We start from the raw sequence: 25,406 nt of genomic DNA on the forward strand, positions 1-25,406 counted from the left end.
AGAGTGGATGCGCAGAGTTGATAAGAGTTTTAAAACTCAATTTTCTCTGTGCCAGACCTCCCTTAACTCTGTGGTAAAGGCTAATTTAGTTATCCAGCAAAATTAAGAATTAACTCTTTATCCCAGCAATTCTGAAAATACCTCCCGAGCATAGGCAAGGCTGCGCTGGTGGGCTTCTATGGCCTGCATGGTATGGGGTGAAGGTTTTTCAATGCACTGCTCCAGTACTATATGTGGTCGTACGCCCAGTGTTTTGAGCTCCCGGGCCAGGCGTCGGTAGTCAATATCGCCTTCGCCCATTGCCTCCGACCACACGCCCCCGACCGACTGCCTTAGGTGCAGCTCTGTGATGCGCTTGCCGTAGAGCTTCAGTACATCAAATACTGCTATCTGCGAGTTGCCGGAGCCGCGGTACACCCAGTGTACATCCATACAGAAGGTTACGTTGCTCGGGTCGGTTGCCAGCAGCATGTGGTGAAATTCCCGCGCCCCCGCCCGTAGCTCTACGTCGTGGGTATGGTAGGAGAGGGTAACGCTCCGCTTTCTGAGTTCGGCTCCCAACTTGTCCAGATTTCTGGCCTGCTCAGTCAGCTCCTGATCGTTTTTGTTCTCGACACCACCCCAACTGATCGGACTCGGATTAGTGACCAGGATGCGGGTACCTAATGGTTTGGTAGCTTCGGCAATCGCCAGTACGGAATCAATGGAGTTCTGAGCTTCGTCCGCCTTGTGCAGCATGCTGTTTACGTAAGCGGAAGGTACAGTCAGGTTGTGCTTTTTTACCAGAGGTATCAGTTTCTTAACTTCATCCGCGTTGTTGAAGCTGGGCTCGTAGGCAGTCAGTCCTGACTTTCTGAACTCGGCCAGCGAAGCATCCAGGTCAGCCGACCAGTTGCGGCCTTCGCGGTTATAAAATGTAAACCAGGTGTACTGATTGCAGGCAATGGGTCGCGGAGCGGCCGAATTACTTTCAACTTGTAGCAGATGTGGGGCCAACATAGCGGCTCCGGTAAGGGTACCTAGAAAATGGCGGCGGTCAGTAGTCATGGTCAAAAAGTAGTACAATACGTAGCTGGTAAACTCTATCTCAGGCTGTTTCTACTGACTTCCACGGGCTAAGAAAGCCATAGACGGAAAAGTAACGGGCTTTCGTTAGCTTTGGGGAGCCGCTGGCTTTTATACCTTGTACCATTACTCCTGACAACCCATGCGTCAAAAACTTGTTCTTGTACTTTCTCTTTTTTTGCTGGCTCCCCTGTTGGGAAATAGCCAGGACAATACCCTCGTAAAACCCGGAGCTACCCTGCAGAAGCTGGCCGGTGGCTTTGCCTTCACCGAAGGCCCCTCCTCCGATAAGCAGGGCAACGTGTACTTCACCGATCAGCCCAATAACCGTATTCACAAGTGGAGCACCGACGGACAACTAAGTACCTATATGGAGCCGGCGGGCCGGGCCAACGGTCTTTTTATAGACAGCAAAGGCAATTTGTGGGCCTGTGCTGACGCCAATACTGAGCTCTGGAAAATCGACAAAAACAAGAATATAGTCGTAGCTCTCAAGGACTATACCGGGCAGAAGTTCAACGGACCCAATGACCTGTGGGTAGCTCGCAACGGCAACATCTACTTTACGGATCCGTTCTACGCGCGTCCCTGGTGGGAGCACAAGACGCCCCCGCAGGATGTACAGGCCGTGTACTACCTGAGCAAGGACCGCAAAACGCTGAACCGTGTAGCTGCTGACCTGAAGCAACCTAACGGGATCATTGGTACTCCCGACGGTAAAATGCTGTACATCGCTGATATCGGCGCCAGCAAAACCTACTCCTACCAAATCGAAAAAGATGGTTCGCTAAGCAATAAGAAGCTATTCTGCGAAATGGGCTCCGACGGCATGACCATCGACAACCGGGGCAACGTGTACCTGACCAACCGCGCCGGTGTGACCGTATTTAGCCCGCAGGGTGAGAAACTGCTGAATATTCCGGTGGATGAGGGCTGGACGGCTAACGTATGCTTCGGAGGCAAAGACCACCAGACCCTGTTCGTAACCGCCAGCAAAGGGCTTTATGCTATTGATATGAATGTAAAGGGAGTGCGGCCTTAGATAATAGCCGGATTAGAGAGCGGAGCGGGAAACATTTTCTTCCCGCTCCGCTTTTTTTTAATACCCCAGCGTTACAAAGGCCGGATGTTCTGATTTAGTACGGGCCGCGTCGAGTAACTGCTCCATCTGACGCAGGCGATCGGGTTGGGTAGCTGCCAGATCTTTTTGCTCACTCAGGTCATTTTTTAGGTTGTATAGTTCCGTTTTTACGCTACCATCTTTCTTTTTCAGTCGTACTATTTTCCAGTCACCTTTGCGGAGCGCCTGCGAGAAACCTCCTTCGTGAAACTCCCAGTAGAGCTGGCGTTCGCCAACGCTAGGTGCTTTGTTAGCCGTAAATAGCGAAGCCATGGATACACCATCGGTTTCGGGCCTTGCCTTACTACCGGCCAGGTCCAGGAGGGTAGGTAGCCAGTCCCAGCTGGCGGCGTAGAAGTCGGTGGTCTGGCCGGGGTTGATCTTTCCTTTCCAGTACGCAATACCCGGTACCCGGATACCTCCTTCGTACATATCGCGCTTGACGCCCCGCAGCGGTCCGCTGCTCCGGAAGAATTCGACATCCTTCGCCGTACGTCCGCCCTCTACGTGCGTGCCGTTGTCACTGGTGAAGAAGATGAGCGTATTCTCCTCCAGCCCCAGTTCACGCAGCTTGGCCCGTACATTCCCCACGTAATCATCCACCCGACTCACCATAGCCGCGTAAGCAGCGCGGGGCTGGCGCTGACCGCCGTAGTGCAGGCCCGGGTAAGGCACTTCAGGGCCAAACACGCTGTTGCCGCTGGAGTCCTGGTAGCGGCTGAGCAGCTTGTCAGGCATCACCAGTTCGGCGTGCGGGATCGTTAGTGACAGGTAGAGGAAAAAGGGCTTTTTCTGATTTTCTTCAATAAATTCAACGGCTTTCTCGGCGATGAAATCATTAGCGAAGCCCTGATGGGCCGTGCCAATGCGCTCCCGAATGGGAGTCTGGCCCTGCCGGAAGTGCCACAGGATGCCCGGTAGCTGAAAGTGAGCCTCTACGTGGTGCAGGAAGCCTACGAAGCTAGTCCAGCCCTTGAGGTCAGGCATGCCGGTGGTGTTCATATCGCCCAGGCCCCACTTGCCAAACATGCCGGTGGTGTAGCCTTCCTGCTGCAGGTACTGAGGCAGGATGGTGTCTTCGGGCCGGAGGGGTATCTCGCCATTGCCCCGGATGTAGTTATGGCCCGTATGCTTACCCGTCATGAGGGCACAACGGGAGGGGGCACACACAGTACTACCCGCGTAGAATTGGTTAAATTTCAAACCGTCGGCGGCCAACTGGTCCAGGTGGGGCGTTTTGATCTTCTCCTGACCGTAGCAGCCCAGGTCGCCGTAGCCCATATCGTCAGCCATAATGTAGATGATGTTGGGTCTGGCGGCTACTGGTGTTTTCTGTGGCGACAGAGCTACCAGCCCGAGTACGGCGCCGAGAGCCAGTAGGGCCATAAGAGCTAAGAAGGTGGATCTCATAGTAGGTAGGGAATAGAGAGTAGTAGGTGGGGAGCTTTATGTCAGATAAAAATGAACATAGCCTTTCTATTTCTGTTTTCTTTGAAGAAAAACCATTAGACCCCCAATACTACTCATGCCCCGTATTGCCCTAATCACCGGGGCCTCTTCCGGTATCGGAAAGGCCACCGCCGAAGCCTTTGCCGTGGCAGGCTATGATCTGATCCTCTGCGGTCGACGCGAAGATCGTCTGAAAGAGCTGGTAGATAGTCTCTCCACCCGCGTACGCGCCATCGCGCTGGCGTTCGATGTACGCAGCCGTAAGGCTATGGCCTATGCGCTGGACTCTTTGCCTAACGACTGGCGCGCCATTGATATACTGGTCAACAACGCCGGTAATGCACATGGATTTTCATCAATCAACGAAGGAGATCCGGACGACTGGGACGCCATGATGGACAGTAATGTCAAGGGACTGCTGTACATGACCAGAGCCCTCACCCCCGGCATGATAGAGCGGGGCAGAGGGCATATCGTCAATGTCAGCTCCATTGCGGGTAAAGAAACCTACGCCAACGGAGCTGTATACTGCGCTTCCAAGGCAGCGGTAGAAGCCCTGAGCCAGGGCATGCGTCTGGACCTTATCAGGCACGGAATAAAGGTGACGAATATCGCCCCGGGAGCGGTGGAAACCGAGTTTTCGGTGATCCGCTTCAAGGGCGACAAAGATCGTGCTGATAAGGTATACGAAGGCTTTGAGCCGCTACGGGCCGAGGATATTGCCAAAACCATCCTGTTCGCCGTGAGTGCGCCCGACCATGTTACCATAGCGGATATCACGATACTGGCTGCGGCTCAGGCCTCGGCCACTACCATTCACAGAAAGTGAGTCTTAAGGACATGCTCGTTGATGGCGTGTCCTCCCTGGTAGCGAATGATCTGTAGGTCAGGGGCCTCCACATTGAGCCGGACCATGTACTCCTGAACGTTTATTTTAGAGAGGAACTGGTCCTGCTCCCCATACACAAAGTACGAGTTGGTCTTAGGCAGTTTGTCAAGACTCACCAGATCAGTCAGGCCATTGGCAAAGTGGCCGGCCCAGAGGATCAGCCGGTCGCAGCTGATCATGCCCCGGTCGAGCCAGCGGCAGGCCGTAGCGCTACCCTGCGAAAAACCCAGCAGCGTTATTTCAATATTCTCCATGTTACCTCCCGACATGATGGTCTGGTAGAGCTGATCCAGGTAGGATACATAATCATCAATCTCCAGTTCACGCTCTTCGCGGGTCATCCAGGAGGCCCCTATATGCTCGAAGCCATTTTCCAGATAAAAGCGCGATAGGGCCTCCGGAGCTACAACCAGGGTCTGCCCGTCGTCGAGTACCCCGAATTTCTTTATGAATTGCTGAGCCAGCTGGCCGTACCCGTGCAGGACAAACCACACGCGGCGGGTATTTTCTCCTAATTTTCCTAAGGTGTAGTACGTAGCCGTGCGTGAAACGGGCAAATGATGTTTGTTTGCATCCATAGCAGGAAATGAGTGTCTATATAATAGGTACTTCGTGATTGTCAGAAGTTATCCTCTATAAAAACTATACCTACTCCTCAGTCATAACGGCCAGTACTCCCTCTTTTAGTGAATACGTAGATACCTGTATCTCACGAATGCCGTAGGTACGCAACAGGTAATCTATCAGACAGACAGCCACAACGATCATATCCACCCGTAGCTCAATCATGCCCGGCAGTGCCATGCGCTCGTCGTGATTGCGGGTAAGCAGTAGTTCGTAGCTTCGGTAGAATTCCGCAAGTGGGAGGTCACAGCCCTTGAGGTTCTGGGGAGGCCACTGCCCGGTTCGGTGCTGGTAGTCCATATCCACCAGCGTATCAAAAGTACCCGACGACCCTACCAGTACCGACGGAGCGTACTGATGTACGGCATTGGCCAGGGGAATGAGCTGTTCGTCAAAATAGTTGTAAAGCCGCTTGCGGTCGCTTTCGTGCAATGGGTCCGTATGCATAAATCGCTCCAGGAGGCGTTGTCCGCCTATTTCAAAGCTTTGCTTCCAGAATATCTGCCGGCTGTTGCAGATGATGAATTCGACGCTGCCGCCACCGATATCAACAATGAGGGAAGTCGCAGAGCCAAGATCAACGGCCGATCGCACACCGTGGTAGATGTAGCGGGCTTCTTCGTCGCCGTTGATGACGGTGATCCTGATACCGGTTTCGCGCAGGATGGTGTTGCAGAAGTCGGCGCTGTTATCGGCATTACGGATGGCGCTGGTGCCAAAGGCAAAGGTATGGTCGGTCGAAACCTGATATTCGTCCAGTTTTTCGCGAAAGGAGTGGAGCACCCCTAACGCCCGCTGCGTAGCCTCCTCCGTAATGACCCGCTGATTGATTCCACCCTTACCGATTCGGGCAGGACGGCTGATCCGGAAAAGGGGCGTAGTACCGTCGGCGGTCTTTTCGACGATCAGCAGATGGAAGGTATTGGTACCTAAGTCAATGATACCCAAACGAGAGGCCATAGGGATTAAATTTAGTAAGACCTTCAAAAATAGGTAAAATTAGATGACTTAGTCCTTGATTTTCTGTTCAATCTATGTTTTCTTTGCAATCCGATTTTCTAGAAACTAACAAAACATCTATAATTTTTAGGTATGCTCATTATTAACGTAAAAGACAACGAATCAATCGACCGCGCACTGAAGCGTTACAAGAAGAAATTTGAGAGAACAGGTACTATGCGTCAGCTTCGTGCACGTACGGCTTTCGAAAAGCCATCAGTAAAGCGTCGTTTTGAGGTTCTGCGTGCCGTTTACAAAGAGAGAATGTACGGTAACCACAACGAGCAATAGTACGTTGAGAATCTACGACGTGTAGCGTTCTACAGGATTACTGTAACCATATAAAAAGGGGCTGTCTTGTCAAAGACGGCCTTTTTTTGTAGCTTGGCTCTATGATAGAGCCTTTTTTAGATCATCTGCGCTACGAAAAGCGCGCCAGCGGGCACACCATTACGGCCTACGCCAATGACCTCGACCAGTTCGGGAAGTACCTGCTGTTTCAGTACGAGCTGGATAAGCCCGAGCAGGCTACTCCGCCCATGCTGCGGTCGTGGGTGGTGAGTCTGGTGGAGGAGGGTATGAACCCTACCTCCGTCAACCGGAAGATGGCCACCATTCGCTCGTACTACAAGTATCTACGCAAAAAGAATCATATCCTCAAAGATCCCACTACCAATCTTACCTCTCTTAAAACCCGCAAGAAGCTGCCGGCTTTTGTCGAAGAGAAGGCCATGGACCTGCTCTTTGATAACGTGGAGTTCCCCGATGGTTTTGAAGGTCTGCGTGACCGCATCCTGCTTGAGCTACTGTACGGTACCGGTATGCGTCTGTCTGAGTTGATTGGCCTGGAAGTAGACCAGGTAGATACCAGCAGCCGGGTGGTGCGGGTATTTGGTAAGCGCTCCAAAGAGCGGCTGATACCCATTACGGCTAGTCTGGCGCACCTGCTTACCGACTACATAGGCCAGCGGGCTCCTGAGGAAGATACCCGTGTGCTACTGCTCACTGATTCAGGAAAAGCCGTGTACCCGGTATTTGTGCAGCGGCTGGTTAAGAAGTACTTATCCGCCGTCACGACTCTGCAGCAGAAAAGCCCGCACGTACTACGCCACACCTACGCGACACACCTGCTCAACCGCGGCGCTGATCTGAATGCCATTAAGGAATTGCTGGGTCACGCTAATCTGGCTGCTACGCAAATATATACCCATAACTCCATCGAGAAACTTAAAAAAACGCATCAACAGGCGCACCCAAAGGCCTGAAACCGATTTTTTAGGATATATTTGCCCTGTACTAGAGAATTCAAGATATAATTTTGTCCCTATTCTATGAGTCACGTATTTCAGGACGCAGTCGTTACCAAATACAATATTTTTAACAGCCTTTTTCTGAGTTTGCCCTACCCGGGTATATTTCAGACGGGCTCACTGCTGCCACTTCTTACCCAGCAGAGTGAGGAGGGGTTTCAGGCCGGTAAATCGCCGCGTCAGATCATAGAAGACTTCTTCAGTGAGCTACTGGAAGACGCTTCGCCCAAAGAGCGGATAGATCTGCTGTTTGCTTTTATTCAATATATAGAGCGACAGGTAGTACTCTTTGACTCCGTAGAGGACGCCGCTTTTGATCAGACCCACGATCTGAGCGGAAAAGGCTCGGTACCTTTTCTGGTGGAGCGCCTGGAGACTCCAGAGCTGCGTCAGAAGATGCTGGATAAGCTGCAGGATTTCTCTGTACGCATTGTACTGACAGCTCATCCCACGCAATTTTATCCGGGCAAGGTGCTGGGTATTATCCATGACCTGGAAGATGCCATCCGGATCAATGATTTTGCGGAAGTCAACCGTTTACTGCTGCAGTTGGGCAAAACTGGTTTTACGAATGATACCAAGCCAAGCCCCTATGACGAAGCGGTAAGCTTAACCTGGTTTCTGGAGAATGTATACTACGAAGCCATACCGGCTATCCTGCTCAAGCTCATCGATAGCCTGGATATGTCGGTGCACGAGTGGTCTTATCCGCAGCTGTTCCGGCTGGGCTTCTGGCCCGGCGGCGACCGCGATGGTAATCCCTTTGTCAATGCCGAAACTACTTTACAGGTAGCCGATCGCCTCCGCGAAACGCTGCTGCGGGCCTACTACCGGGATATTCGTAACCTGAAACGCCGGCTCACGTTCCGCGGCGTAGAGGATGCCATATCGCTGGCAGAGCTCAAGATGAACAGTACCATATTCGGTCCCGAAGAGGAAGGATATGCCAGCGTGACAGAGCTCATCAATGAGCTACTCGAAGCACGGGAAGTACTTATTGATAAGCACCAGGGGCTGTTTGTGGAGATGCTGGATGTATTTGTGCTCAAACTGCGTCTCTTCGGCTTTTTCTTTGCCAGCCTGGATGTACGTCAGGATAGCCGCAAGCATACCAAAGCCTGGAAAGACATTCTGACCCGCCTGGAACAGAAGATACCCCTGATCAAGTACAGTGACTACCAGAGCTGGGACGAAGACCGTAAAATAGACCTGCTGCTTTCGCTGAATATCCCACTGCGCGAAGATGACTACGAAGACCCGCTAACCAAAGATATACTGGGGGCTATCAAGTCCATACGTACCATACAGCAGCGCAACGGTGAAGAGGGGGCTCACCGCTACGTGATCAGTAACTCCCAGAGTGCGCTGAATATCATGGAAGTACTGGCCATCGCCAAAAACCTGATCGCGGATGAGGAAGGAAAGCTGGCGCTGGATATAGTACCGCTGTTCGAAACAGTAGATGACCTGGCCAATGCGTCGGGTATCATGCGCAAACTATACGAAAATGAGTACTACCGCAATCACCTGACCAACCGGGGCAACCACCAGACCATCATGGTGGGCTTCTCGGATGGTACCAAGGATGGAGGGTATCTGCGGGCCAACTGGTCGATCTACCGCGCTAAGGAAGAGCTCACCAAGATATCGCGCGAGTACGGTATCAAGGTAACCTTCTTCGACGGTCGGGGAGGACCTCCGGGTCGTGGGGGTGGAAATAACCACAACTTCTACGCCTCGCTGGGTAAGGATATAGAGGATAAAGAAATACAACTGACCGTACAGGGACAGACCATCAGCTCCAACTACGGTACCGTTTCGACGGCTATGTATAACCTCGAGCGCCTCTTTACGGCGGGCCTCGAAAATCACCTGTTCAGTTCCAGCCGTCAGGAAGAGCAGCTCACCGAAGCAGACAAAGCACTTCTGGAAGAACTGGCCCAGGCGGCTTACCACTCGTACCTCGAGCTGAAGAACGACCCGGTATTTGTAAAGTACCTGGAAAAGAAGACGCCGCTCCGCTTCTACGGCCAGACCAACATCGGAAGCCGCCCTACCAAGCGCGGCAACGATGGCGAAGGCCTCAAGTTTGAGGATCTGCGGGCTATTCCGTTTGTAGGTTCGTGGGCTCAGATGAAGCAGAACGTACCCGGCTTCTACGGATTCGGCTCGGCTATTGAGAAACTGATGGCTGAAGGAAAAGGAGATGCCATCAAGGCCCTGTACAAAAAGTCGCTCTTCTTCCGTACCCTGATCGAGAACTCCATGCAGTCTCTGTCGAAGGCATTTTTCCCGGCTACGGAGTACCTGCGCCGTGAAGAAGAGTACCGGGCGTTCTGGGATACTATGTACGCGGAGTTTGAACTGACCTATAAGCTGCTCCTGGAGATATCGGGCCAGAAAGAGCTGCTGGACAGCAACCAGGTAACCAAAGAATCCATCAAGGTACGTGAGCGTATCGTTATGCCGCTTATCACCATACAGCAGTACGCCCTGCAGATGCTGGCTGAGGATCCCAAGACGCTGCCGGTAGATGTAGAAAGATACCATAAACTGGTAGTACGGGCTATGTTCGGGATCATCAATGCGGCCCGTAACTCGGCGTAGCCATACATAACAGCTACCTTACAAAATATATCCCCCTCGGAACGACCGGCTGGTTATCCGAGGGGGATTTTTGTAGGTGTGGATATAGTAGTCAGGAATGGTGTGGTGGCAATGGGTTGGGAAGCTGTGGATGGATATAGTGTAACAGAAATGACAAAGACAGACTTATGTACTTGTATGGTTGTACAGGGTATAGGTAGTAATCAGCCGGTTAGGCTTGGATAACGGCAGGTTTGGTGGTATAACTCTACTACGGATCTACTACTGCTACGACCTTCCTGAAAGGTACTCTGGGGACAGAGCTTGTGAGGCGACTTAATCTTTTTGATGGTGTAGCCAAACACTTTGCTGACTACTGCTGTTTATAAAATCCAGATAAAGTTATTACTATTTTTAAATTTAAAAATAAAATAATGCAAAAATATTTGCGTTAAATTTTTATTGTTACTATAATTGTTGCCAAGGCAATTAGATATCAAATTACACTTCGTCATGCAGGGGTGGACGAAGGTCCACCCCAATTTTTTAGAATACAGATGTAGACGCTAAACCGACTAGAGCCATGCCGATCTATCACCGACTCGGAAAGATTCCACACAAGCGCCACACGCAGTTTGAGAAGCCCGACGGTGGCCTGTACTACGAGCAGGTATTCGGTACCATCGGCTTTGACGGGATGTCATCCCTGATGTACCACGTGCACCGCCCCACGCAGGTGCAGGCCATTGCTCCGGCCCTGGATGTGTCGCCCCGGCTCGCCGTTGCTAACAACCTCACCATGCGGAAGCTGATCGGATTTGCGCTGCCTCCCATGGACGACTACATCGAAAGTCGTATACCTCTGATGGTGAATAAGGACGTCACCATAGGCCTGGCGGCTCCGCGTACTTCCCAGACGGAGTATTTTTACAAAAATGCCGACGCCGATGAGCTACTGTTTATCCACCGGGGCAGTGGGCGGTTGCGGACGTTGTTGGGTACTTTACCCTTTGAGTACGGCGACTACCTGGTGATACCGCGGGGCATGATCTACCAGATCGAGTTCGATACAGCAGACAACCGTCTCTTTTACCTCGAGTCGCACTCGCCAATCTACACACCCAAGCGGTACCGCAACCACTTCGGACAACTGATGGAGCACTCGCCCATGCACGAGCGCGACTACAAGCTCCCAACCGACCTGGAGACGCACGACGAGCGGGGGGAGTTTCTGATGAAAATCAAAAAGGGCAACGCCATGCACCATCTGGTGTACGCCTACCACCCGTTCGATGTAGTAGGCTGGGACGGCTACAACTTCCCGTGGGGCTTTTCTATTCACGATTTTGAGCCTATCACGGGGCGCGTTCATCAGCCACCGCCGGTGCACCAGACCTTCCAGACCGACGCCTTCGTGGTGTGTTCGTTCTGTCCGCGGTTGTACGACTACCACCCCAAGGCCATACCGGCTCCCTACAACCACAGCAATATCGACTCCGACGAAGTACTTTACTACGTAGATGGCGACTTCATGAGCCGCAACGATATAGCGCAGGGGCACATCACGCTGCACCCCGGAGGTATTCCGCACGGGCCGCACCCGGGAGCCTATGAGCGGAGTATCGGCAAGAAAGAAACGCAGGAGCTGGCCGTGATGGTAGATACCTTCCGCCCCCTGATGCTCACCGAAGCCGCCCTAGCCATTGACGACGGTAAGTACTTCCAAAGCTGGCTGGAACCGGAGCGGGAGGAGAAAAGGTAAGAAAGAATAAAAGGCGGAAGGGCGGCCGCCGTGCGGTAAGAAAGCAGGAAAGTAGGAATGGCGGCCGCCGCGCGGAAATAAAGGTACAAGAAAAACTATTTTTCTCCTTTCCTCCCTTCTTCCTTAAAAAAGACATCTTCATCAACAAGACTATGGAAACGCTGGAATTAAAACATAAACAACAAGCCGGAACGGAGCAGGAGGTGGACTTCCTGCCCATCAACGGTACGGATTATATAGAGATGTACGTAGGCAATGCCCGCCAGGCGGCGCACTACTTCCAGACGGCCTTTGGCTTTCAGCCGCTGGCTCATGCGGGACTGGAAACCGGGCTGCGCGATCGGGAGTCGTATGTACTGGTACAGGATAAGATCCGGCTGGTATTGACTTCACCTCTGGTGGGCGGAACCGCTATTGGTTCGCACATCGACCTCCACGGCGATGGGGTGAAAGTAGTAGCGCTATGGGTGGATGACGCCACCTACTCCTACGAAGAAACCCTGCGCCGGGGAGCTACCTCTTGCCTGGAGCCTACTACCGAAGAGGACGAACACGGGCGTGTCGTACGCTCCGGCATCTGCACCTATGGCGATACCGTACACGTATTTGTGGAGCGTAAGGAGTACCAGGGGGTGTTTCTGCCGGGCTATAAGAAATGGGAGCCTGCCTACCGCCCTGAGTCCGTCGGACTCCGCTACGTCGACCACATAGTAGGCAACGTAGGCTGGAACGAGATGAACAAGTGGGTCAAGTTTTACGCCGATGTGATGGGCTTCCGGCAGCTGGTGTCGTTTGACGACAAGGACATCTCTACTGACTACACGGCTCTGATGAGCAAGGTCATGAGCAACGGCAACGGACGGATCAAGTTTCCGATCAATGAGCCCGCCGAGGGTAAAAAGAAATCGCAGGTAGAGGAGTACCTGGATTTTTACGGAGGGCCGGGCGTACAGCACATTGCGGTAGCTACCGACAATATCATCGAAACTGTTACGGCGCTTCGGGATCGTGGGGTGGAGTTTCTACAGGTACCCACTACCTACTACGACGACCTGCAGGAACGGGTAGGAACCATTGACGAAGAAATCAATGAGCTGCGCCAGCTGGGTATACTCGTAGACCGCGACGATGAAGGGTACCTGCTACAGATTTTTACGAAGCCTATCATGCCCCGGCCTACGTTGTTTTTCGAAATTATCCAGCGCAAGGGAGCCAGGTCCTTTGGCAAAGGCAACTTCAAAGCCTTGTTTGAAGCCATCGAACGCGAACAGCAACTACGAGGAACCTTATGATGGAGTACCGGTAGTCATGGAGGGGCAGGCACAGCTATTTAACTACCCATGACAGCTAGTCTATATTTAACTAATTGAGCCATGGATCAAGCATATGATAAATATACCGCCGAAGACCATGCGGTGTGGAAGCGGCTTTTTGAGCGGCAGATGGAGCAGTTACCTGCCATTGCCAGCCGGGCCTACCTGGAAGGAATTGAGAAGGTAGGTTTTGTAGCGGATCACATTCCCAACTTCGTGGAGGAGACCAACCCGCGCCTGCGGGCCCATACCGGTTGGGAGGTATGGGTAGTACCCGGCCTCATTCCCCATAAGGAGTTTTTCGGCTTGATGGCCGACAAGAAGTTTCCGGCCTCTACCTGGCTGCGTACCCTTGAGCAGCTGGATTACCTGGAAGAGCCAGACATGTTTCATGATACATTTGGACACGTGCCGTTATTGACCAATCCGTCTTTTTGCCATTTTCTAACCGATCTGAGTGAAGTAGCGCTCCGGTTTATCGACAGCGAAGAAGCCATCCAGCGCATATCGCGGCTCTACTGGTACACGGTGGAGTTTGGACTTATCCACGAGGAGGGGAAATTGAAAATCTACGGAGGGGGGATCCTGTCTTCACCCGGCGAAAGTGTGTACTGCCTGAGCGATGAAGTACCCAAAATCGCCTTTGATGTGATTACGCTGCTGGACACGCCGTACCATATCGATCGGTACCAGGACCACTACTTTGTTATTGAATCGTACGAGCAACTTTACGGATCAGTAACACAAATAGCGGAATCCTTAGATAAAACTATAAATAAATTAACCGTTTACTAAAAATATAGCAAAAAAAGGCTGGTTTACTTAGTAGGCTAATAGTTGGTGTGTACTATATTTGTAAGGTTCTGACGCCGAGCCTAACCCTAAAAGACTACAAGTATGACTCACCATTCCGACCAGCGTGCTTACTTTTTCAAAATCGACACCACCATCAAAAAAATTCGTAACGCGTTGCAGAAGCGTTTGAATGAAGCGGGTGTTGATCTGACCGTAGATCAATGGGTACTCCTGGATCATATCTACCGGGAGGAAGGCATCAGTCAGAATGCACTGGCCGAAGTAACATATAAAGATCCTCCGACCGTAACCCGCATCATTGATCTGCTGGAAAAGAAAGCCCTGGTGGAACGTAGAATGGCTGCCGGTGACCGTCGTAAATTCAATCTGTTCCTGACCGAAAAGGGAGTAGCCTGTCACAACGAAGCTTTCCCCGTAGTAGCCGAGATTCGTCGGAAGGGTTGGGGCGAGCTGGATGAGTCAGACTACCAGCAGTTTGTACGGATTATGGATTCGATTTACAATAATTTTAGCGAAACAGAATGATACAATCCGCTTCATGGCTAGCCATACCTTCTGACTCCGATTTTTCTGTTCATAACCTGCCTTATGGCATATTCAGCAGAGAGGGAGGGGCTCCGGGAGTAGGGGTAGCCATCGGAGAGTGGATCATAGACCTGACCGCCGCCGCCCAACTCGGACTACTAACCGAGTGGGAGGGGGCGGTTTCTGTTTTTGAGCAAAGCGTACTGAATGACTTCATCGCTCTGGGCCGCCCGGCCTGGCAGCGCCTGCGGGCTATTTTGCAGCAGTTGTTAATGGATGAGGAGTCACCGCTGCGCGCGGTAGCAGATCGGGTACTGGTACGACAGACTGAGGCCCGAATGCACCTGCCCGTACGCATTGGCGACTACACCGATTTTTATTCCAGCCTGGAGCACGCTACTAACGTTGGCAAGCTCTTTCGGTCCGACAACCCTCTGATGCCCAACTGGAAGCATCTGCCCGTAGCCTACCATGGGAGAGCCTCCTCGGTAGTGGTATCGGGTACGCCGGTACACCGGCCGCAGGGACAGATCCTGCCAGCGGGAGCGGAAGTACCTGTATTCAGCCCCACCAAGGCGCTGGACTACGAGCTGGAATTGGGTTTTATCATAGGCAAAGATTCTGCGCTGGGCAGACCCGTGACGGCGGCTGAGGCAGAGGAGTACCTGTTCGGCTGCGTACTGGTCAATGACTGGTCGGCGCGTGATATACAGCGCTGGGAGTACCAGCCGCTGGGCCCGTTCCTGAGCAAGAATTTTGCTACTTCCATATCGCCCTGGGTTGTAACACTCGACGCACTGGCCCCTTTTCGGACCAAAGGGCCCCTGCAGGAGCCTGCACCGCTACCATATCTACAAACGAGCGGTGCCTTCAACTTTGATCTGGACTTGCAGGTGGCAATACAGCCGGCCGAACAACCGGAAAGTACTCTTTGCCGCACCAATGCCAGGTACCTGTACTGGAATGTGAGGCAACAGCTGGCTCACCACACCATCACGGGTTGTAATATGAAGGTAGGTGATTTGATCGCTACCGGAACCATCAGCGGCCCCGACGAAGGAAGCAACGGCTGTCTGCTGGAGCTGACCCAGGGAGGTACCAGGCCCGTAGCGTTAGAGGGTGGCGAGCAGCGTACCTACCTGCTGGATGGCGATGAGGTAGTAATGCGGGGCTACGCCTCTGGGAACGGCTATAGGATAGGTTTTGGGGAGGTGCGCGGAATGATACTACCGGCAGCTGAGCTTTTCTGAACTGGTCTTTCCAGTACCAAGCCCCTAAACTTTTGCCGAAACTTCACGGTTCTACCCAAGTACACCCTTTAGTCATTTAGCTTCATCAACGACTGCATGAAAACCATAGACCCTTCTGAGCTCGGCGCCCGGGCCTTTTATAAACACATGACCGCTTCGGTGGCCCCCCGTCCCATTGCCTTTGCCAGTACGGTGGATGCCCAGGGCAGTGTAAATCTAAGCCCATTCAGCTTCTTCAACTACATGGGTATTGATCCGCCCCTGCTGGTGTTTGCGCCTAATCGTCGTGGTCGCGACAATGCCCATAAGCATACCGCCCTCAACATCCGTGAAGTACCCGAGGTAGTAATCAATCTGGTAGACTACGCGATGGTAGAGCAGGTGTCGCTGGCAAGTGCGGAGTTTGAGCGGGGAGTCAATGAATTCACCAAGGCCGGTTTTACACCACTCTCTTCCGAGCGGGTCCAGCCACCACGGGTCAAGGAATCACCGGTGCAGTTTGAGTGCAAGGTACTTGAGGTGAAGGAGATTGGCTCCATGGTGCTGGTTATTGCGGAGGTGGTACTGGCGCATTTTTCGGAAGCGCTCTTTGGCGAAGACGGACAAATAGACCAGCGCCGTACCAACTGGGTGGCCCGCATGGGAGCCGACTACTACGCCCGGGCTACGGGCGAGGCCCTGTTTGAGGTACCGCGCCCGCAGATGGGTATAGGGGTGGATGCCCTGCCCGAGTCCATACGTACGTCCCGCATATTGACCGGCAATGATTTGGGGCGGTTGGGGAGCGTGTTGCAGCTACCTGAGCAGGCCGAGGTACAGGCGTATGCTCAATCTGAAAGCATACGGACCTTGTACGAGGACGCCGTACACGGCTGCCAGTACTTCCCGGATCTGCTGCACCGCCGGGCCCAGCAGCTACTGGCCGAAGGCAAGGTCAATGAAGCCTGGCTTACCCTACTGCAGGTAGTCTAGTATCATATCTCCATACTTTCCCGTAGTTTTGGCCGTGCAATAAGCTTCACCGGCTAGCGTTTAGCTGACAGATTTTTCCATACAAATAATGGATAGATGTCGGTTAAACGATTTGCCTGCTTTTGCATCTAATACCTATCAAGCTTATACCAGACAACCTAAAAAAGCCATGAAAAAACACCTGTTAGTTGCCACCCTTCTGCTGGCTACTCCTGCCTTCCTGCCTGCTTTTTCACAGACCACACCTACCCAGCAAAACATGACGCACAAGATTGAAGTCACGGGCTTTGCCGAAATGGAAGTCACCCCCGATGAGCTGTACTTTACGATATCGTTGCGGGAGTACTTCAAGGACGAAAAAAATCAGAAGGACAAGGTAGCCATCAATACCCTGGAGCAGCAACTGATCAAGGCGGTAGCTGCCGCCGGACTACCCAAGGAGAGCCTTACCGTAAGTGGGCTGGGCGGCTACCAGAACTACTGGGAAAAGAAAAAGCGCCCGAGTACCTTCCTGGAAGCAAAGCAGTATCAGCTGAAAGTAAGCCGCCCCGACAAGTTGGATGGTATCCTGTCGGAGGTAGATAGCCGGGGTATTCAGTATGCCAACATCAGCCGGGTGGATCATTCGCAGAAAGAGGAGCTGAAAAAACAGGTGAAGATCAACGCCCTCAAAGCCGCTAAGGATAAAGCCACCTACCTGCTGCAGGCTATAGACCAGAAAGTGGGGCCGGTGATGGAAATCCGTGAACTGGAAGATAATATGTACTACCCGCAGCCGGTATACGCCAAGGCCAATGTACGCATGATGGCTGCCGAGTCGATGGATGCGGCAGCACCTGAAAGTGATCTGGATTTTCAGAAAATCAAGTTAAGCTACCGTATGCAGGCTATTTTCGAGATTAAGTAATACGAGTAAGGGGTGAATGAACGTTGGTAGATAAGGTAACAGGTATAACACTTTGAAAGTGTTGCTGGTATGCCTACTTTTGACTTTTAGTTTGTTCACCTTAACCACTACCGCACAGGCATGTATAGCAGTTTTTTAATCACCTTTGTGCTCGGTACCGCCGCCGGAGTTGTATTACAGCGATTCATGAGGACCGAGCAAGGCGAAAGAATACTGGAAGATCTAAAGGCCACGGCCCATGATCTGCGCAGCGAAGCCGAAGAATTAGTGGACAGAGCTCCGCAGTACCTGGAGCAGATCAAGGCTAAAGTGGAGGAGGTACTTAAAACCACCGTACCCGATGCCGAAAAAGTACTACGAGACCTGGTAGCTAACTTATCCGGTAAAAAGCCGGGTGGATCTACCGCTTCCTAGCACACAAAAGCACGGCCCGGGCCGTGCTTTTGTGTTGTACAGGGGTTAGTCCAGCAGGCCGTTGATCTGGGCGTACTGGAGCAGCAGTATCGTTTTGGCGTCTTTGATCTCTCCGCTTTGTACCATTTGCAGGGCTTTTTCGAAAGGTACCTCCAGTACCTCTATGTGCTCCTGTTCTTCGTCCTCGCCGCCTCCCTCGCTTACTTTCATAGTATCGGTATATTCAGCCACAAAGAAGTGCAGCTTCTCCGACACGGCTCCCGGCGACATATATGCCTCAAATACCTTCCGGGCCGACTGTATCTTCAGGCCGGTTTCTTCCTCCGTCTCCCTGATGACCGCCTTCTCCGGGTCCTTTTCGTCCATGATACCGGCGCAGGTTTCAATCAGCATGCCCGAAGGGTTGCCGTTGGTGTAGCTGGCAATCCGGAACTGTCGCGTAAACAGGACGGTCTTTTTTTGTCGGTTGTACAGAAGTACCGTAACGCCGTTTCCATTGTGGTACACTTCCCGCTTCTGCTCCTCCTGCACGCCTTCGCGGTTTTTGTATTCGAAGGTATAGTTCTTAAGCGTGTACCAGTTGTCTGAGAGTGTATCTTCCTTAAGTATGGTGATGGTGGGATTCATGCCTGTATAGTTATGTATGATATACGATCCTGTATACCATCCTATACGTAATCAAAAGCGTACCAGCGGGTACGGGACGAAAATGCCTATAAACCTGGTAGCCATATACCGGAACATCCTTAGACACAGAAAGCACGACCGGAGCCGTGCTTTTTGTATAGATAGGTAGAAGTAAGCTATCCCAGCAGTTTGTGGATCAGAGCGTGCTGGAGCAGCATGATGGTCTTGCCATCTTTGATTTCTCCGTTGGCTACCATAGCGAGCGCCTCCGCAAACGGGATTTCAAGTACATCTATGTTTTCCTGTTCGCTGGCTTCGCCGCCTCCATCGCTCACCTTCATGTCGTGGGTATACTCCGCTACAAAGAAGTACAGCATCTCGGTAACCGAGCCCGGCGACATGTAAGCTTCAAATACCCGCTTCACCGATTGTATCTTATAGCCGGTTTCTTCTTCCGTTTCGCGACGGATGCACTCTTCGGGGTTGTCTTTGTCCAGCAGTCCGGCGCAGGCTTCGATAAGCATACCGCTGGTATTTCCGTTGACGTAGCTGGGTAGTCTGAACTGCTGCGTCAGGATGACCGTCTGCTTCTCAGTATTATATAGCAGGATGGCGGCTCCGTTGCCCCGGTCATAGGCTTCACGCTCCTGCCGCTCCCAGGTACCATCCTTGCGGAGGTAGTCAAAGGTGTACTTTTTGAGGATGTACCAGTTGTCGGAGAGGGTTTCTTCTTTGCTGATTTTTACGTTTGGATTCATAGCTAATGATTGTTTTTGATTGTTTTTGATTAATTTTGAACAAATGTACAACCTATTATGAGTTTTCAAAACAGAAAGAATAAGATTTTAGCCATCGTTGAAGAAAAAGGGGAGGTAGATGTAAAGGAGCTGGCTCTGGCGCTGGATACTTCTGACATTACCGTCCGGCGTGATCTGGCGGCGCTGGCGGCTGATGGGTACATCCTGCGCACGCACGGAGGCGCCATGAAGGTAGAGCCGGTAAGAGGCCCGGTGGACTTTGCACAGAAAGCAGCCGTGAACGGAGACCTGAAAGACCACATCTGCCGGATGGCGGCGCAGGAGATCCAGGAAGGCGAGGTGGTTTTTCTGGACTGCGGTAGTACGGTGTTCCGGCTGTGCCAGTTTATCCGAAACAAGAGGCTCAAAGTCATTACTAACTCGCTACCCGTGGTGTATGAGCTGTTGGGAAGTCAGGTGTCGGTCAATCTGGTGGGAGGAGAGGTAGACTCTAACCGGCTGGCAATACATGGGAAAATAGCTGAGGAACACATTGCCCGCTATCAGGCCGACCGGGCCTTTTTGGGAGTAGACGGAATATCAGTAGACAGAGGATTAAGCGCACATAGTGAGAAAGAAGCCTCCATGACCCTGGCTGTGGCCGCTCAGGCCCGTGTTACCTACCTTTTGTGTGATTCGAGTAAGCTGGGAAAGGACAAGTACCTGCAGTTTGCCCCCCTGACCCTGGCCGATGTACTCATTACAGACGCCGACGAGGGTATCGTACAGCCCTACCGTGAGCAGGGGGTACGGGTGGTAAATGGCCGGTAAAGCAGGAATGGTACTATTTTTTTAGCTTGATAGGAGTGATCATGTGTGGTGATACTTTATCTGAAAATAGCCTTCTACTATGTACATACTGGCTATCGGCGACATACACGGGCGTGATGTCTGGAAAGAAATAATTGGGACGCGAGCGGACCAGGTTGTATTCATAGGTGATTATGTGGATTCGAGGGGAGAGGTAGAGGCTTCGGATATAGTCCGAAACTTTAAGGAGATTATACAGTTCAAGCAGGACCTCCCGGACCGGGTCACCCTCCTGCTGGGCAATCATGATATTCAGTACCTGTACTATCCCGGATACCGGTGCAGTGGCTTTCGGGCTGATCTGCAGCCTACCTATACGGATATTTTTACCCGGCATGCCGACTTGTTCAATGTAGCTTACCAGTACCAGAACTACCTGTTTACCCACGCGGGGGTTTCAGAAGGCTGGTGCCGGTCGCACTTTCGCCTGTTCGACAGGTACCGTAGCGGGTATGCTACCTTTGCGGATATGCTTAATGCGCTTCATCGAAGCGCTGATAATCACATCCTGTTTGATGTAGGAACGACGCGGGGAGGTCTGCAGCCCTACGGTGGTCCTGTCTGGGCGGATAAGTCCGAAACAGAAGCCGACTACCTGGATGGATACCACCAGGTAGTCGGGCACAGCCGCGTCGATCACTTTATCAGGGTAGGTGACGAAGCAGCCTCTATTACGTACATCGATGTACTAACGAAGCGTACGGATTTTTACCGGCTGGACCTGCCTTAGTAGCCCATGCTCACATTATCGCCGCGGGGGTCAGAGCCGCCTTCCAGCGAGCCATCAGGACGTACCAGTATACAATCCATCCGGCCGATGGAGTTGCGCTGCATCTCCAGGGTATAGCCCCGGTTCTGTAGCTTCCTGATGGTATTGTCGGCGAAGGCGCCCTGCTCGAAGGTAGTCTTGTCGGGTAGCCACTGGTGGTGGAATTTCAGGGCGTTGACCGCCTGCTGCATGGTCATGCCGTGTTCCACTACGTTGAGGATGGTCTGGTACACTGCCGTAATAATGGTAGAGCCACCAGGGGTACCTACTACCATGTACAGCTTTCCGTCTTTTTCCAGTATGGTAGGTGTCATGGACGACAGCATGCGCTTACCCGGCTCGATGGCGTTGGCTTTGTTGCCGATCAGGCCGAACATGTTGGGTACTCCCGGCTTGATGCTGAAGTCGTCCATCTCGTTATTCATAAAAAATCCACCACCCTGCACGACTACCCTGCTGCCATAGCCGCCGTTAAGGGTAGTAGTGATGGCCACCGCATTCTGGTCTTTATCCACTACCGAAAAGTGCGTAGTCTCCAGGCTTTCGTAGCCGGCAATGGCCCCGCCGCTTACCTCCCTGCTATCCGTAGCCTGAGCAAAGCTGAAACTCTTCCAGCGCTCCCTGAGGTACTCGTAGCTGATCAGCTTATCCACGGGTACATCCACAAAATCAGGATCGCCCAGAAACTTGGCCCGGTCGGCGTAGACACGGCGCTCGGCTTCAATCATGACCTGCGTAGTAGAGTCGGCATTCCAGCCCCAGCGGGTAATAGGGTAGGGCTCCACCAGGCGCAGAAGCTGCATCAGGGCTACTCCACCGCTGGAGGTAGGGGGCATGGTAATGACTTTGTAGTTCTTGTAGGTACCTATGATGGGCTCCCGCCACTTCGACTGGTAAGCTTTCAGGTCTTTGGTGGTGATGAGGCCGCCGCCCCTCTTCATTTCGGAAGCCAGCATACGGGCTACCTTACCCTTATAAAACCCGTCGCGGCCTTTCTTCTGAATCAGCCGCAGTACCCGGGCCAGGTCCTCTTGTACCAGCGTATCGCCCGCTTTCCACTCGCGGCCGTCGGGGCGGAGGAAGTAGCTACCGCCCGGGTTTACCTTCTGCATCGACTCCCGGATGTTGTTGAGGCCGCGGGCTTCGCGCTCCGTCTGTACCACGCCTCTTTCGGCCAGGTCTATTGCGGGCTGGATGAGGTCACGCCAGGGGAGTTTGCCAAAGCGCGCATGGGCTGCTGCCATGCCATCTACCGAGCCGGGTACGCCACTGGCCAGGTGCCCCAGGGTACTCAGGCCGGGGACTGGGTTACCCTGCTTGTCGAGGTACATATCTTTGTGGCTTCTGCGTGGAGCCATTTCCCGGAAGTCCAGCGTGTAGCTCTTACCACTAGCATCCCGAAACACCATAAAGCCGCCGCCGCCGATGTTGCCCGCCGATGGATGTACAACGGCCAGCGCAAACTGTACCGCTACGGCCGCGTCTACGGCATTACCTCCTTTTTTGAGGATATCCACTCCTACCTGCGAAGCATCCGGATGCGCCGAGGCCACCATGCCGTTATTGGCTATGACTCCCTGACGATCGCTATAAAAGGGCTTCTGGTTCGGGTCTTCGGTCAGGAACTGGTAAAAGCCCTGCGATTCCCTGACCGGCTGTTGGGCCTGTCCGACTGATACTGAACTGAATGAGGCAAAGAGGAAGAGATAGAGTTTTTTCATGTATTTGAGCAGGTACAGTAGGTCTAGTGCCATTAAATGTATCGAAGTAAAGTATTTTATAAAAGGAAAATTTTGACTGAATGGGTACTGATTGTCATATACTTTGATTAGTACTATTCAAACTTTTTTAGAGCCACTTGTCCCAAATGTAGTTGATACCAGGTAGCTAGTAGCTAACTTTTGGAAAATGAATGGTTCTTCCCTACTGGAACGAATCGCAGAGGCCTTTTCCTATGAAGTTTATCAGACAAACCTTCGAGAGCTTTCGGTTTGCGTGGCAGGCGCTGAAGTCTAATCTCACCCGCACCATACTGTCCCTGCTGGGAGTGACGGTGGGTATATTTGCCATTGTGGCGGTATTTACCATCGTAGATTCGCTGGAGCGGAACATCAAGGAGAGCCTGAGCGCCATTGGAGATAAGGTACTGTACGTACAGAAGTGGCCCTGGGGCTTTGGTGGCGAATACCAGTGGTGGAGGTACTTTCAGTGGCCGAGCCCTTCCTATGCCGAGTACAAGTACCTGTATGATAACCTCGAAATGGCCAGCGCCGTAGCCGTCATGGACTTCCGGGGAGGTACTACCGTCAAAAGGGGCTCCAACAGCATGGAAGCACTTATTCAGGGCGTATCGTACGAGTACAATGAAATATCGGATGTACCCATAGCCTTGGGCAGGTACTTTTCACCCATCGAAACGGACGGAGCCCGTAACGTAGCGATCATCGGAGCGGAAGTGGCCGAAACGCTGTTCCCCAATCAGGACCCCATCGGCAAGGAATTTAAGCTGGCCGGTAACCGCTTTGTGGTAGTAGGGCAGCAGGTTAAGAAAGGAGAGAGCCTGCTGGATATTGGGGGCAACCCGGATACCAAGTGCCTTATTCCGTACGGAGCGTTTGCCAAGTTGTTCCAGTCGGGGCGGCCCGACCCGGATATAGTAGTAAAGGGCTACGAAACGGACGAAGGACTGCAGGAGCTGGAAGCCGAGATAGTAGGCCTGATGCGTACCCGCCGGGGTCTGAAGCCCCGGCAGGAAAACAACTTCTCGATCAACCGCCCCGAGGCAGCGGCGCAGGCCATAGCCGGTATTTTTTCGGTACTGACGGTAGCGGGCTGGGTGATCGGGAGCTTCTCGATCCTGGTAGGCGGTTTTGGAATAGCCAACATTATGTTCGTATCCGTAAAAGAGCGAACCAACCTGATCGGGATTCAGAAATCACTGGGAGCCAAGAACTACTTCATCCTGTTCCAGTTTCTGTTTGAGGCGGTCATGCTGAGTCTGGTAGGAGGGCTGGTGGGTATTCTGCTGGTGTACCTGGGGTCTTTTATTCCGTTAGGTACCCTGGATATACGACTTTCTATGGGTAATATCCTGCTGGGGCTGGGGGTATCCAGCGTGATCGGTATCCTGTCGGGTATTATACCGGCCCTCATGGCCGCACGACTTGACCCCGTTATTGCAATCAGGGCCAAATAGATAGTTGGAAAAATAGCGCCAATTAACGAAGTTGCACCCTCACTACCCCAATACTGTTTGTACCATGCGCAAATGGGTCATACTCTTACTTATACTCGCTATTATTTTTGGCGTATTCTATTACCTGACCTTTGGCTATTATAGCGAAGGAAAGCGGGGCGGCTTTGTAGTCAAGCTGAGCAAGCGGGGCTACCTGCTCAAAACCTACGAAGGTGTACTGAATGTAGGAGGAATCTACGAAGGTGGGGGTACCCTCAATGCCGAGCAGTGGGACTTTTCGGTAGGAGGGAACAATAAAGAGGCCATCGCCAAGCTGGAAGAAGCTATCAAGAGCGGCCAGCGCGTCTCGCTGACCTACCAGGAGAAGTTTTTTGTTTTTCCCTGGAACGGCGACACCCAGTACTTCGTGACTGATGTGGAGCTACTGGATGTGTACGCACCTTCGCCGGCTAATCCTACTTACCGGCCGCCAGCTGCCCCCCAGGAGCCCCAGCCACTCCCTCCACCCCCAGACACGTCGGAGACAGTGGTACTTTGAAGTATTGAGTGAATGAGTGAGTGGAGATTGAGTGAATTGTGGATGAGTGAATATATAAGGAGCAGTGTAGTGTATACCTGTTTATCCATACTACCATTTCTTCCACTCGTACACCTTAAGCTTATTAGAAGGTTTCCATTCACTCAATCATTCAATCACTAATTCACAAATTAATGTTATCCTCCGGCTTTCTTGGCTTTGTAGCCTTTGTTCTGGAGCCAGGCCAGTACCTTGTCGCGGTGGTCGCCCTGGATGATTACTTCGCCCTCCTTGGCGGCTCCACCGGTTCCGCATACGCCTTTGAGCTGCTTGGTCAGAGCTTCCAGGTCGGCGGTGGTACCTACAAAGCCCTTCACTACGGTGGCTACTTTACCACCTCCCTTGCGCTCGAGCCACAGGCGCAGGTCCTGCTGGGCCGGAGCGAGTGTATCGGGCTCATCGGATTGATCGTTCTGATATTCAAAATCCGGATCGGTGGAGTACACAATGCCGGTGCGGTTTTTCTTAGACATAGGTTTTAGCTAAGTGCTGTAGGCTGTATGCTATAAGCAATAGGCCTTTTGTATGAATAATATATTTTAACTAAATCAACGCATTGTTTACTACGGGCAGAGGCAGTGATACTGAATTTAAAAAGCTTACAGCCTAATGCCTACAGCTTAAAGCTA

25 protein-coding genes are annotated in these 25,406 nt (G+C 52.4%); 17 read left to right on the plus strand and 8 right to left on the minus strand.

Annotated features, from left to right (window positions below):
- Positions 1-117: 117 nt before the first annotated feature.
- On the minus strand, positions 118-1,047 hold the full coding sequence (locus JTN23_RS07590) for a sugar phosphate isomerase/epimerase family protein (RefSeq protein WP_247233516.1): 930 nt from the start codon (positions 1,045-1,047) through the stop codon (positions 118-120).
- 160 nt (positions 1,048-1,207) lie between these two features.
- Here JTN23_RS07590 and JTN23_RS07595 point away from each other — a divergent pair, with 160 nt between their 5' ends.
- The gene (locus JTN23_RS07595) at positions 1,208-2,107 is read left to right on the plus strand and encodes an SMP-30/gluconolactonase/LRE family protein (protein WP_247233518.1); all 900 of its coding nucleotides are present in this window, start codon (positions 1,208-1,210) and stop codon (positions 2,105-2,107) included.
- A gap of 57 nt (positions 2,108-2,164) precedes the next feature.
- On the opposite strand, the gene JTN23_RS07600 is transcribed toward JTN23_RS07595, so the two are convergent.
- The gene (locus JTN23_RS07600; protein ID WP_247233520.1) at positions 2,165-3,595 is read right to left on the minus strand and encodes an arylsulfatase; all 1,431 of its coding nucleotides are present in this window, start codon (positions 3,593-3,595) and stop codon (positions 2,165-2,167) included.
- A gap of 115 nt (positions 3,596-3,710) precedes the next feature.
- Here JTN23_RS07600 and JTN23_RS07605 point away from each other — a divergent pair, with 115 nt between their 5' ends.
- Positions 3,711-4,463, plus strand: coding sequence for an SDR family NAD(P)-dependent oxidoreductase (locus JTN23_RS07605; protein WP_247233522.1), 753 nt, complete (start codon positions 3,711-3,713; stop codon positions 4,461-4,463).
- On the opposite strand, the gene JTN23_RS07610 is transcribed toward JTN23_RS07605, so the two are convergent.
- The gene (locus JTN23_RS07610) at positions 4,451-5,101 is read right to left on the minus strand and encodes an alpha/beta hydrolase (protein WP_247233523.1); all 651 of its coding nucleotides are present in this window, start codon (positions 5,099-5,101) and stop codon (positions 4,451-4,453) included. The genes JTN23_RS07605 and JTN23_RS07610 overlap by 13 nt on opposite strands.
- 70 nt (positions 5,102-5,171) lie before the next feature.
- On the minus strand, positions 5,172-6,107 hold the full coding sequence (locus tag JTN23_RS07615; protein WP_247233525.1) for a Ppx/GppA phosphatase family protein: 936 nt from the start codon (positions 6,105-6,107) through the stop codon (positions 5,172-5,174).
- 132 nt (positions 6,108-6,239) lie between these two features.
- Between JTN23_RS07615 and rpsU the strand changes: the two genes are divergently transcribed.
- The 11 genes from rpsU (at position 6,240) to JTN23_RS07670 (ending at position 18,001) form a co-directional block, all read left to right on the plus strand.
- The gene (gene rpsU, locus JTN23_RS07620) at positions 6,240-6,437 is read left to right on the plus strand and encodes a 30S ribosomal protein S21 (protein WP_247233526.1); all 198 of its coding nucleotides are present in this window, start codon (positions 6,240-6,242) and stop codon (positions 6,435-6,437) included.
- A gap of 101 nt (positions 6,438-6,538) precedes the next feature.
- Positions 6,539-7,411, plus strand: coding sequence for a tyrosine-type recombinase/integrase (locus tag JTN23_RS07625; protein ID WP_247233527.1), 873 nt, complete (start codon positions 6,539-6,541; stop codon positions 7,409-7,411).
- Between the two features lie 66 nt (positions 7,412-7,477).
- On the plus strand, positions 7,478-10,063 hold the full coding sequence (locus JTN23_RS07630) for a phosphoenolpyruvate carboxylase (protein WP_247233528.1): 2,586 nt from the start codon (positions 7,478-7,480) through the stop codon (positions 10,061-10,063).
- Between the two features lie 562 nt (positions 10,064-10,625).
- Complete coding sequence (locus tag JTN23_RS07635; protein ID WP_247233529.1) at positions 10,626-11,804, plus strand: homogentisate 1,2-dioxygenase; 1,179 nt, start codon at positions 10,626-10,628, stop codon at positions 11,802-11,804.
- Between the two features lie 152 nt (positions 11,805-11,956).
- Positions 11,957-13,096 (plus strand): 4-hydroxyphenylpyruvate dioxygenase, encoded by a 1,140-nt coding sequence (hppD, locus tag JTN23_RS07640; protein WP_247233530.1) that lies wholly within the window; start codon positions 11,957-11,959, stop codon positions 13,094-13,096.
- Positions 13,097-13,177: 81 nt separating this feature from the next.
- A complete protein-coding gene (gene phhA / locus JTN23_RS07645; RefSeq protein WP_247233531.1) occupies positions 13,178-13,912 on the plus strand; it encodes a phenylalanine 4-monooxygenase in 735 nt (244 codons plus the stop codon).
- A gap of 102 nt (positions 13,913-14,014) precedes the next feature.
- Positions 14,015-14,458: a MarR family winged helix-turn-helix transcriptional regulator gene (locus JTN23_RS07650; protein ID WP_247233532.1), complete on the plus strand. Its 444-nt coding sequence runs from the start codon at positions 14,015-14,017 to the stop codon at positions 14,456-14,458.
- Complete coding sequence (gene fahA, locus JTN23_RS07655) at positions 14,455-15,708, plus strand: fumarylacetoacetase (RefSeq protein ID WP_247233534.1); 1,254 nt, start codon at positions 14,455-14,457, stop codon at positions 15,706-15,708. The genes JTN23_RS07650 and fahA overlap by 4 nt, the downstream gene beginning before the upstream one ends.
- Before the next feature lie 96 nt (positions 15,709-15,804).
- Positions 15,805-16,680 carry a flavin reductase family protein gene (locus JTN23_RS07660; protein WP_247233536.1) on the plus strand — a complete coding sequence of 292 codons (876 nt, stop codon included), beginning with the start codon at positions 15,805-15,807 and terminating at the stop codon, positions 16,678-16,680.
- A gap of 169 nt (positions 16,681-16,849) precedes the next feature.
- A complete protein-coding gene (locus JTN23_RS07665; RefSeq protein WP_247233538.1) occupies positions 16,850-17,587 on the plus strand; it encodes an SIMPL domain-containing protein in 738 nt (245 codons plus the stop codon).
- A 120-nt stretch (positions 17,588-17,707) separates the two neighbouring features.
- Positions 17,708-18,001 (plus strand): YtxH domain-containing protein, encoded by a 294-nt coding sequence (locus JTN23_RS07670; RefSeq protein WP_247233540.1) that lies wholly within the window; start codon positions 17,708-17,710, stop codon positions 17,999-18,001.
- A gap of 45 nt (positions 18,002-18,046) precedes the next feature.
- Here JTN23_RS07670 and nudK (JTN23_RS07675) read toward each other — a convergent pair whose 3' ends face one another.
- Positions 18,047-18,628, minus strand: a complete 582-nt coding sequence (nudK, locus tag JTN23_RS07675; protein WP_247233541.1) for a GDP-mannose pyrophosphatase NudK — start codon at positions 18,626-18,628, stop codon at positions 18,047-18,049.
- A gap of 176 nt (positions 18,629-18,804) precedes the next feature.
- A complete protein-coding gene (nudK, locus tag JTN23_RS07680; protein WP_247233544.1) occupies positions 18,805-19,386 on the minus strand; it encodes a GDP-mannose pyrophosphatase NudK in 582 nt (193 codons plus the stop codon).
- Positions 19,387-19,443: 57 nt separating this feature from the next.
- Here nudK (JTN23_RS07680) and JTN23_RS07685 point away from each other — a divergent pair, with 57 nt between their 5' ends.
- Positions 19,444-20,196 (plus strand): DeoR/GlpR family DNA-binding transcription regulator, encoded by a 753-nt coding sequence (locus tag JTN23_RS07685; RefSeq protein WP_247233546.1) that lies wholly within the window; start codon positions 19,444-19,446, stop codon positions 20,194-20,196.
- A gap of 79 nt (positions 20,197-20,275) precedes the next feature.
- Positions 20,276-20,965, plus strand: coding sequence for a metallophosphoesterase (locus JTN23_RS07690; RefSeq protein ID WP_247233547.1), 690 nt, complete (start codon positions 20,276-20,278; stop codon positions 20,963-20,965).
- Here the strand turns inward: JTN23_RS07690 and ggt are convergent.
- On the minus strand, positions 20,962-22,725 hold the full coding sequence (gene ggt / locus JTN23_RS07695) for a gamma-glutamyltransferase (protein WP_247233549.1): 1,764 nt from the start codon (positions 22,723-22,725) through the stop codon (positions 20,962-20,964). The two genes, JTN23_RS07690 and ggt, sit on opposite strands and share 4 nt — an antisense overlap.
- A gap of 233 nt (positions 22,726-22,958) precedes the next feature.
- Between ggt and JTN23_RS07700 the strand changes: the two genes are divergently transcribed.
- Together JTN23_RS07700 and JTN23_RS07705 are read left to right on the plus strand one after the other, a co-directional pair.
- Positions 22,959-24,200 (plus strand): ABC transporter permease, encoded by a 1,242-nt coding sequence (locus JTN23_RS07700; RefSeq protein WP_247233551.1) that lies wholly within the window; start codon positions 22,959-22,961, stop codon positions 24,198-24,200.
- A gap of 64 nt (positions 24,201-24,264) precedes the next feature.
- The gene (locus JTN23_RS07705) at positions 24,265-24,738 is read left to right on the plus strand and encodes a hypothetical protein (protein ID WP_247233553.1); all 474 of its coding nucleotides are present in this window, start codon (positions 24,265-24,267) and stop codon (positions 24,736-24,738) included.
- 176 nt (positions 24,739-24,914) lie between these two features.
- On the opposite strand, the gene JTN23_RS07710 is transcribed toward JTN23_RS07705, so the two are convergent.
- Entirely contained in the window at positions 24,915-25,250 is a 336-nt protein-coding gene (locus JTN23_RS07710; RefSeq protein ID WP_247233555.1) for a translation initiation factor, read from the minus strand.
- Between the last annotated feature and the right edge of the window lie 156 nt (positions 25,251-25,406).

The sequence above is a fragment of the Telluribacter roseus genome (assembly GCF_017355915.2).
Taxonomy (GTDB): domain Bacteria; phylum Bacteroidota; class Bacteroidia; order Cytophagales; family Spirosomataceae; genus Telluribacter.

Bases quoted from the DNA above. Each gene is read 5' to 3' on its own strand.
- hppD (WP_247233530.1), top strand. From the start codon at position 11,957: ATGGAAACGCTGGAATTAAAACATAAACAACAAGCCGGAACGGAGCAG.
- JTN23_RS07615 (WP_247233525.1), bottom strand. From the start codon at position 6,107: ATGGCCTCTCGTTTGGGTATCATTGACTTAGGTACCAATACCTTCCAT.
- JTN23_RS07610 (WP_247233523.1), bottom strand. From the start codon at position 5,101: ATGGATGCAAACAAACATCATTTGCCCGTTTCACGCACGGCTACGTAC.
- JTN23_RS07685 (WP_247233546.1), top strand. From the start codon at position 19,444: ATGAGTTTTCAAAACAGAAAGAATAAGATTTTAGCCATCGTTGAAGAA.
- JTN23_RS07710 (WP_247233555.1), bottom strand. From the start codon at position 25,250: ATGTCTAAGAAAAACCGCACCGGCATTGTGTACTCCACCGATCCGGAT.
- JTN23_RS07705 (WP_247233553.1), top strand. From the start codon at position 24,265: ATGCGCAAATGGGTCATACTCTTACTTATACTCGCTATTATTTTTGGC.
- JTN23_RS07670 (WP_247233540.1), top strand. From the start codon at position 17,708: ATGTATAGCAGTTTTTTAATCACCTTTGTGCTCGGTACCGCCGCCGGA.
- rpsU (WP_247233526.1), top strand. From the start codon at position 6,240: ATGCTCATTATTAACGTAAAAGACAACGAATCAATCGACCGCGCACTG.
- JTN23_RS07600 (WP_247233520.1), bottom strand. From the start codon at position 3,595: ATGAGATCCACCTTCTTAGCTCTTATGGCCCTACTGGCTCTCGGCGCC.
- JTN23_RS07690 (WP_247233547.1), top strand. From the start codon at position 20,276: ATGTACATACTGGCTATCGGCGACATACACGGGCGTGATGTCTGGAAA.
- phhA (WP_247233531.1), top strand. From the start codon at position 13,178: ATGGATCAAGCATATGATAAATATACCGCCGAAGACCATGCGGTGTGG.
- JTN23_RS07590 (WP_247233516.1), bottom strand. From the start codon at position 1,047: ATGACTACTGACCGCCGCCATTTTCTAGGTACCCTTACCGGAGCCGCT.
- fahA (WP_247233534.1), top strand. From the start codon at position 14,455: ATGATACAATCCGCTTCATGGCTAGCCATACCTTCTGACTCCGATTTT.
- JTN23_RS07650 (WP_247233532.1), top strand. From the start codon at position 14,015: ATGACTCACCATTCCGACCAGCGTGCTTACTTTTTCAAAATCGACACC.
- JTN23_RS07605 (WP_247233522.1), top strand. From the start codon at position 3,711: ATGCCCCGTATTGCCCTAATCACCGGGGCCTCTTCCGGTATCGGAAAG.
- JTN23_RS07635 (WP_247233529.1), top strand. From the start codon at position 10,626: ATGCCGATCTATCACCGACTCGGAAAGATTCCACACAAGCGCCACACG.
- ggt (WP_247233549.1), bottom strand. From the start codon at position 22,725: ATGAAAAAACTCTATCTCTTCCTCTTTGCCTCATTCAGTTCAGTATCA.
- nudK (WP_247233544.1), bottom strand. From the start codon at position 19,386: ATGAATCCAAACGTAAAAATCAGCAAAGAAGAAACCCTCTCCGACAAC.
- JTN23_RS07700 (WP_247233551.1), top strand. From the start codon at position 22,959: ATGAAGTTTATCAGACAAACCTTCGAGAGCTTTCGGTTTGCGTGGCAG.
- nudK (WP_247233541.1), bottom strand. From the start codon at position 18,628: ATGAATCCCACCATCACCATACTTAAGGAAGATACACTCTCAGACAAC.
- JTN23_RS07660 (WP_247233536.1), top strand. From the start codon at position 15,805: ATGAAAACCATAGACCCTTCTGAGCTCGGCGCCCGGGCCTTTTATAAA.
- JTN23_RS07630 (WP_247233528.1), top strand. From the start codon at position 7,478: ATGAGTCACGTATTTCAGGACGCAGTCGTTACCAAATACAATATTTTT.
- JTN23_RS07595 (WP_247233518.1), top strand. From the start codon at position 1,208: ATGCGTCAAAAACTTGTTCTTGTACTTTCTCTTTTTTTGCTGGCTCCC.
- JTN23_RS07665 (WP_247233538.1), top strand. From the start codon at position 16,850: ATGAAAAAACACCTGTTAGTTGCCACCCTTCTGCTGGCTACTCCTGCC.
- JTN23_RS07625 (WP_247233527.1), top strand. From the start codon at position 6,539: ATGATAGAGCCTTTTTTAGATCATCTGCGCTACGAAAAGCGCGCCAGC.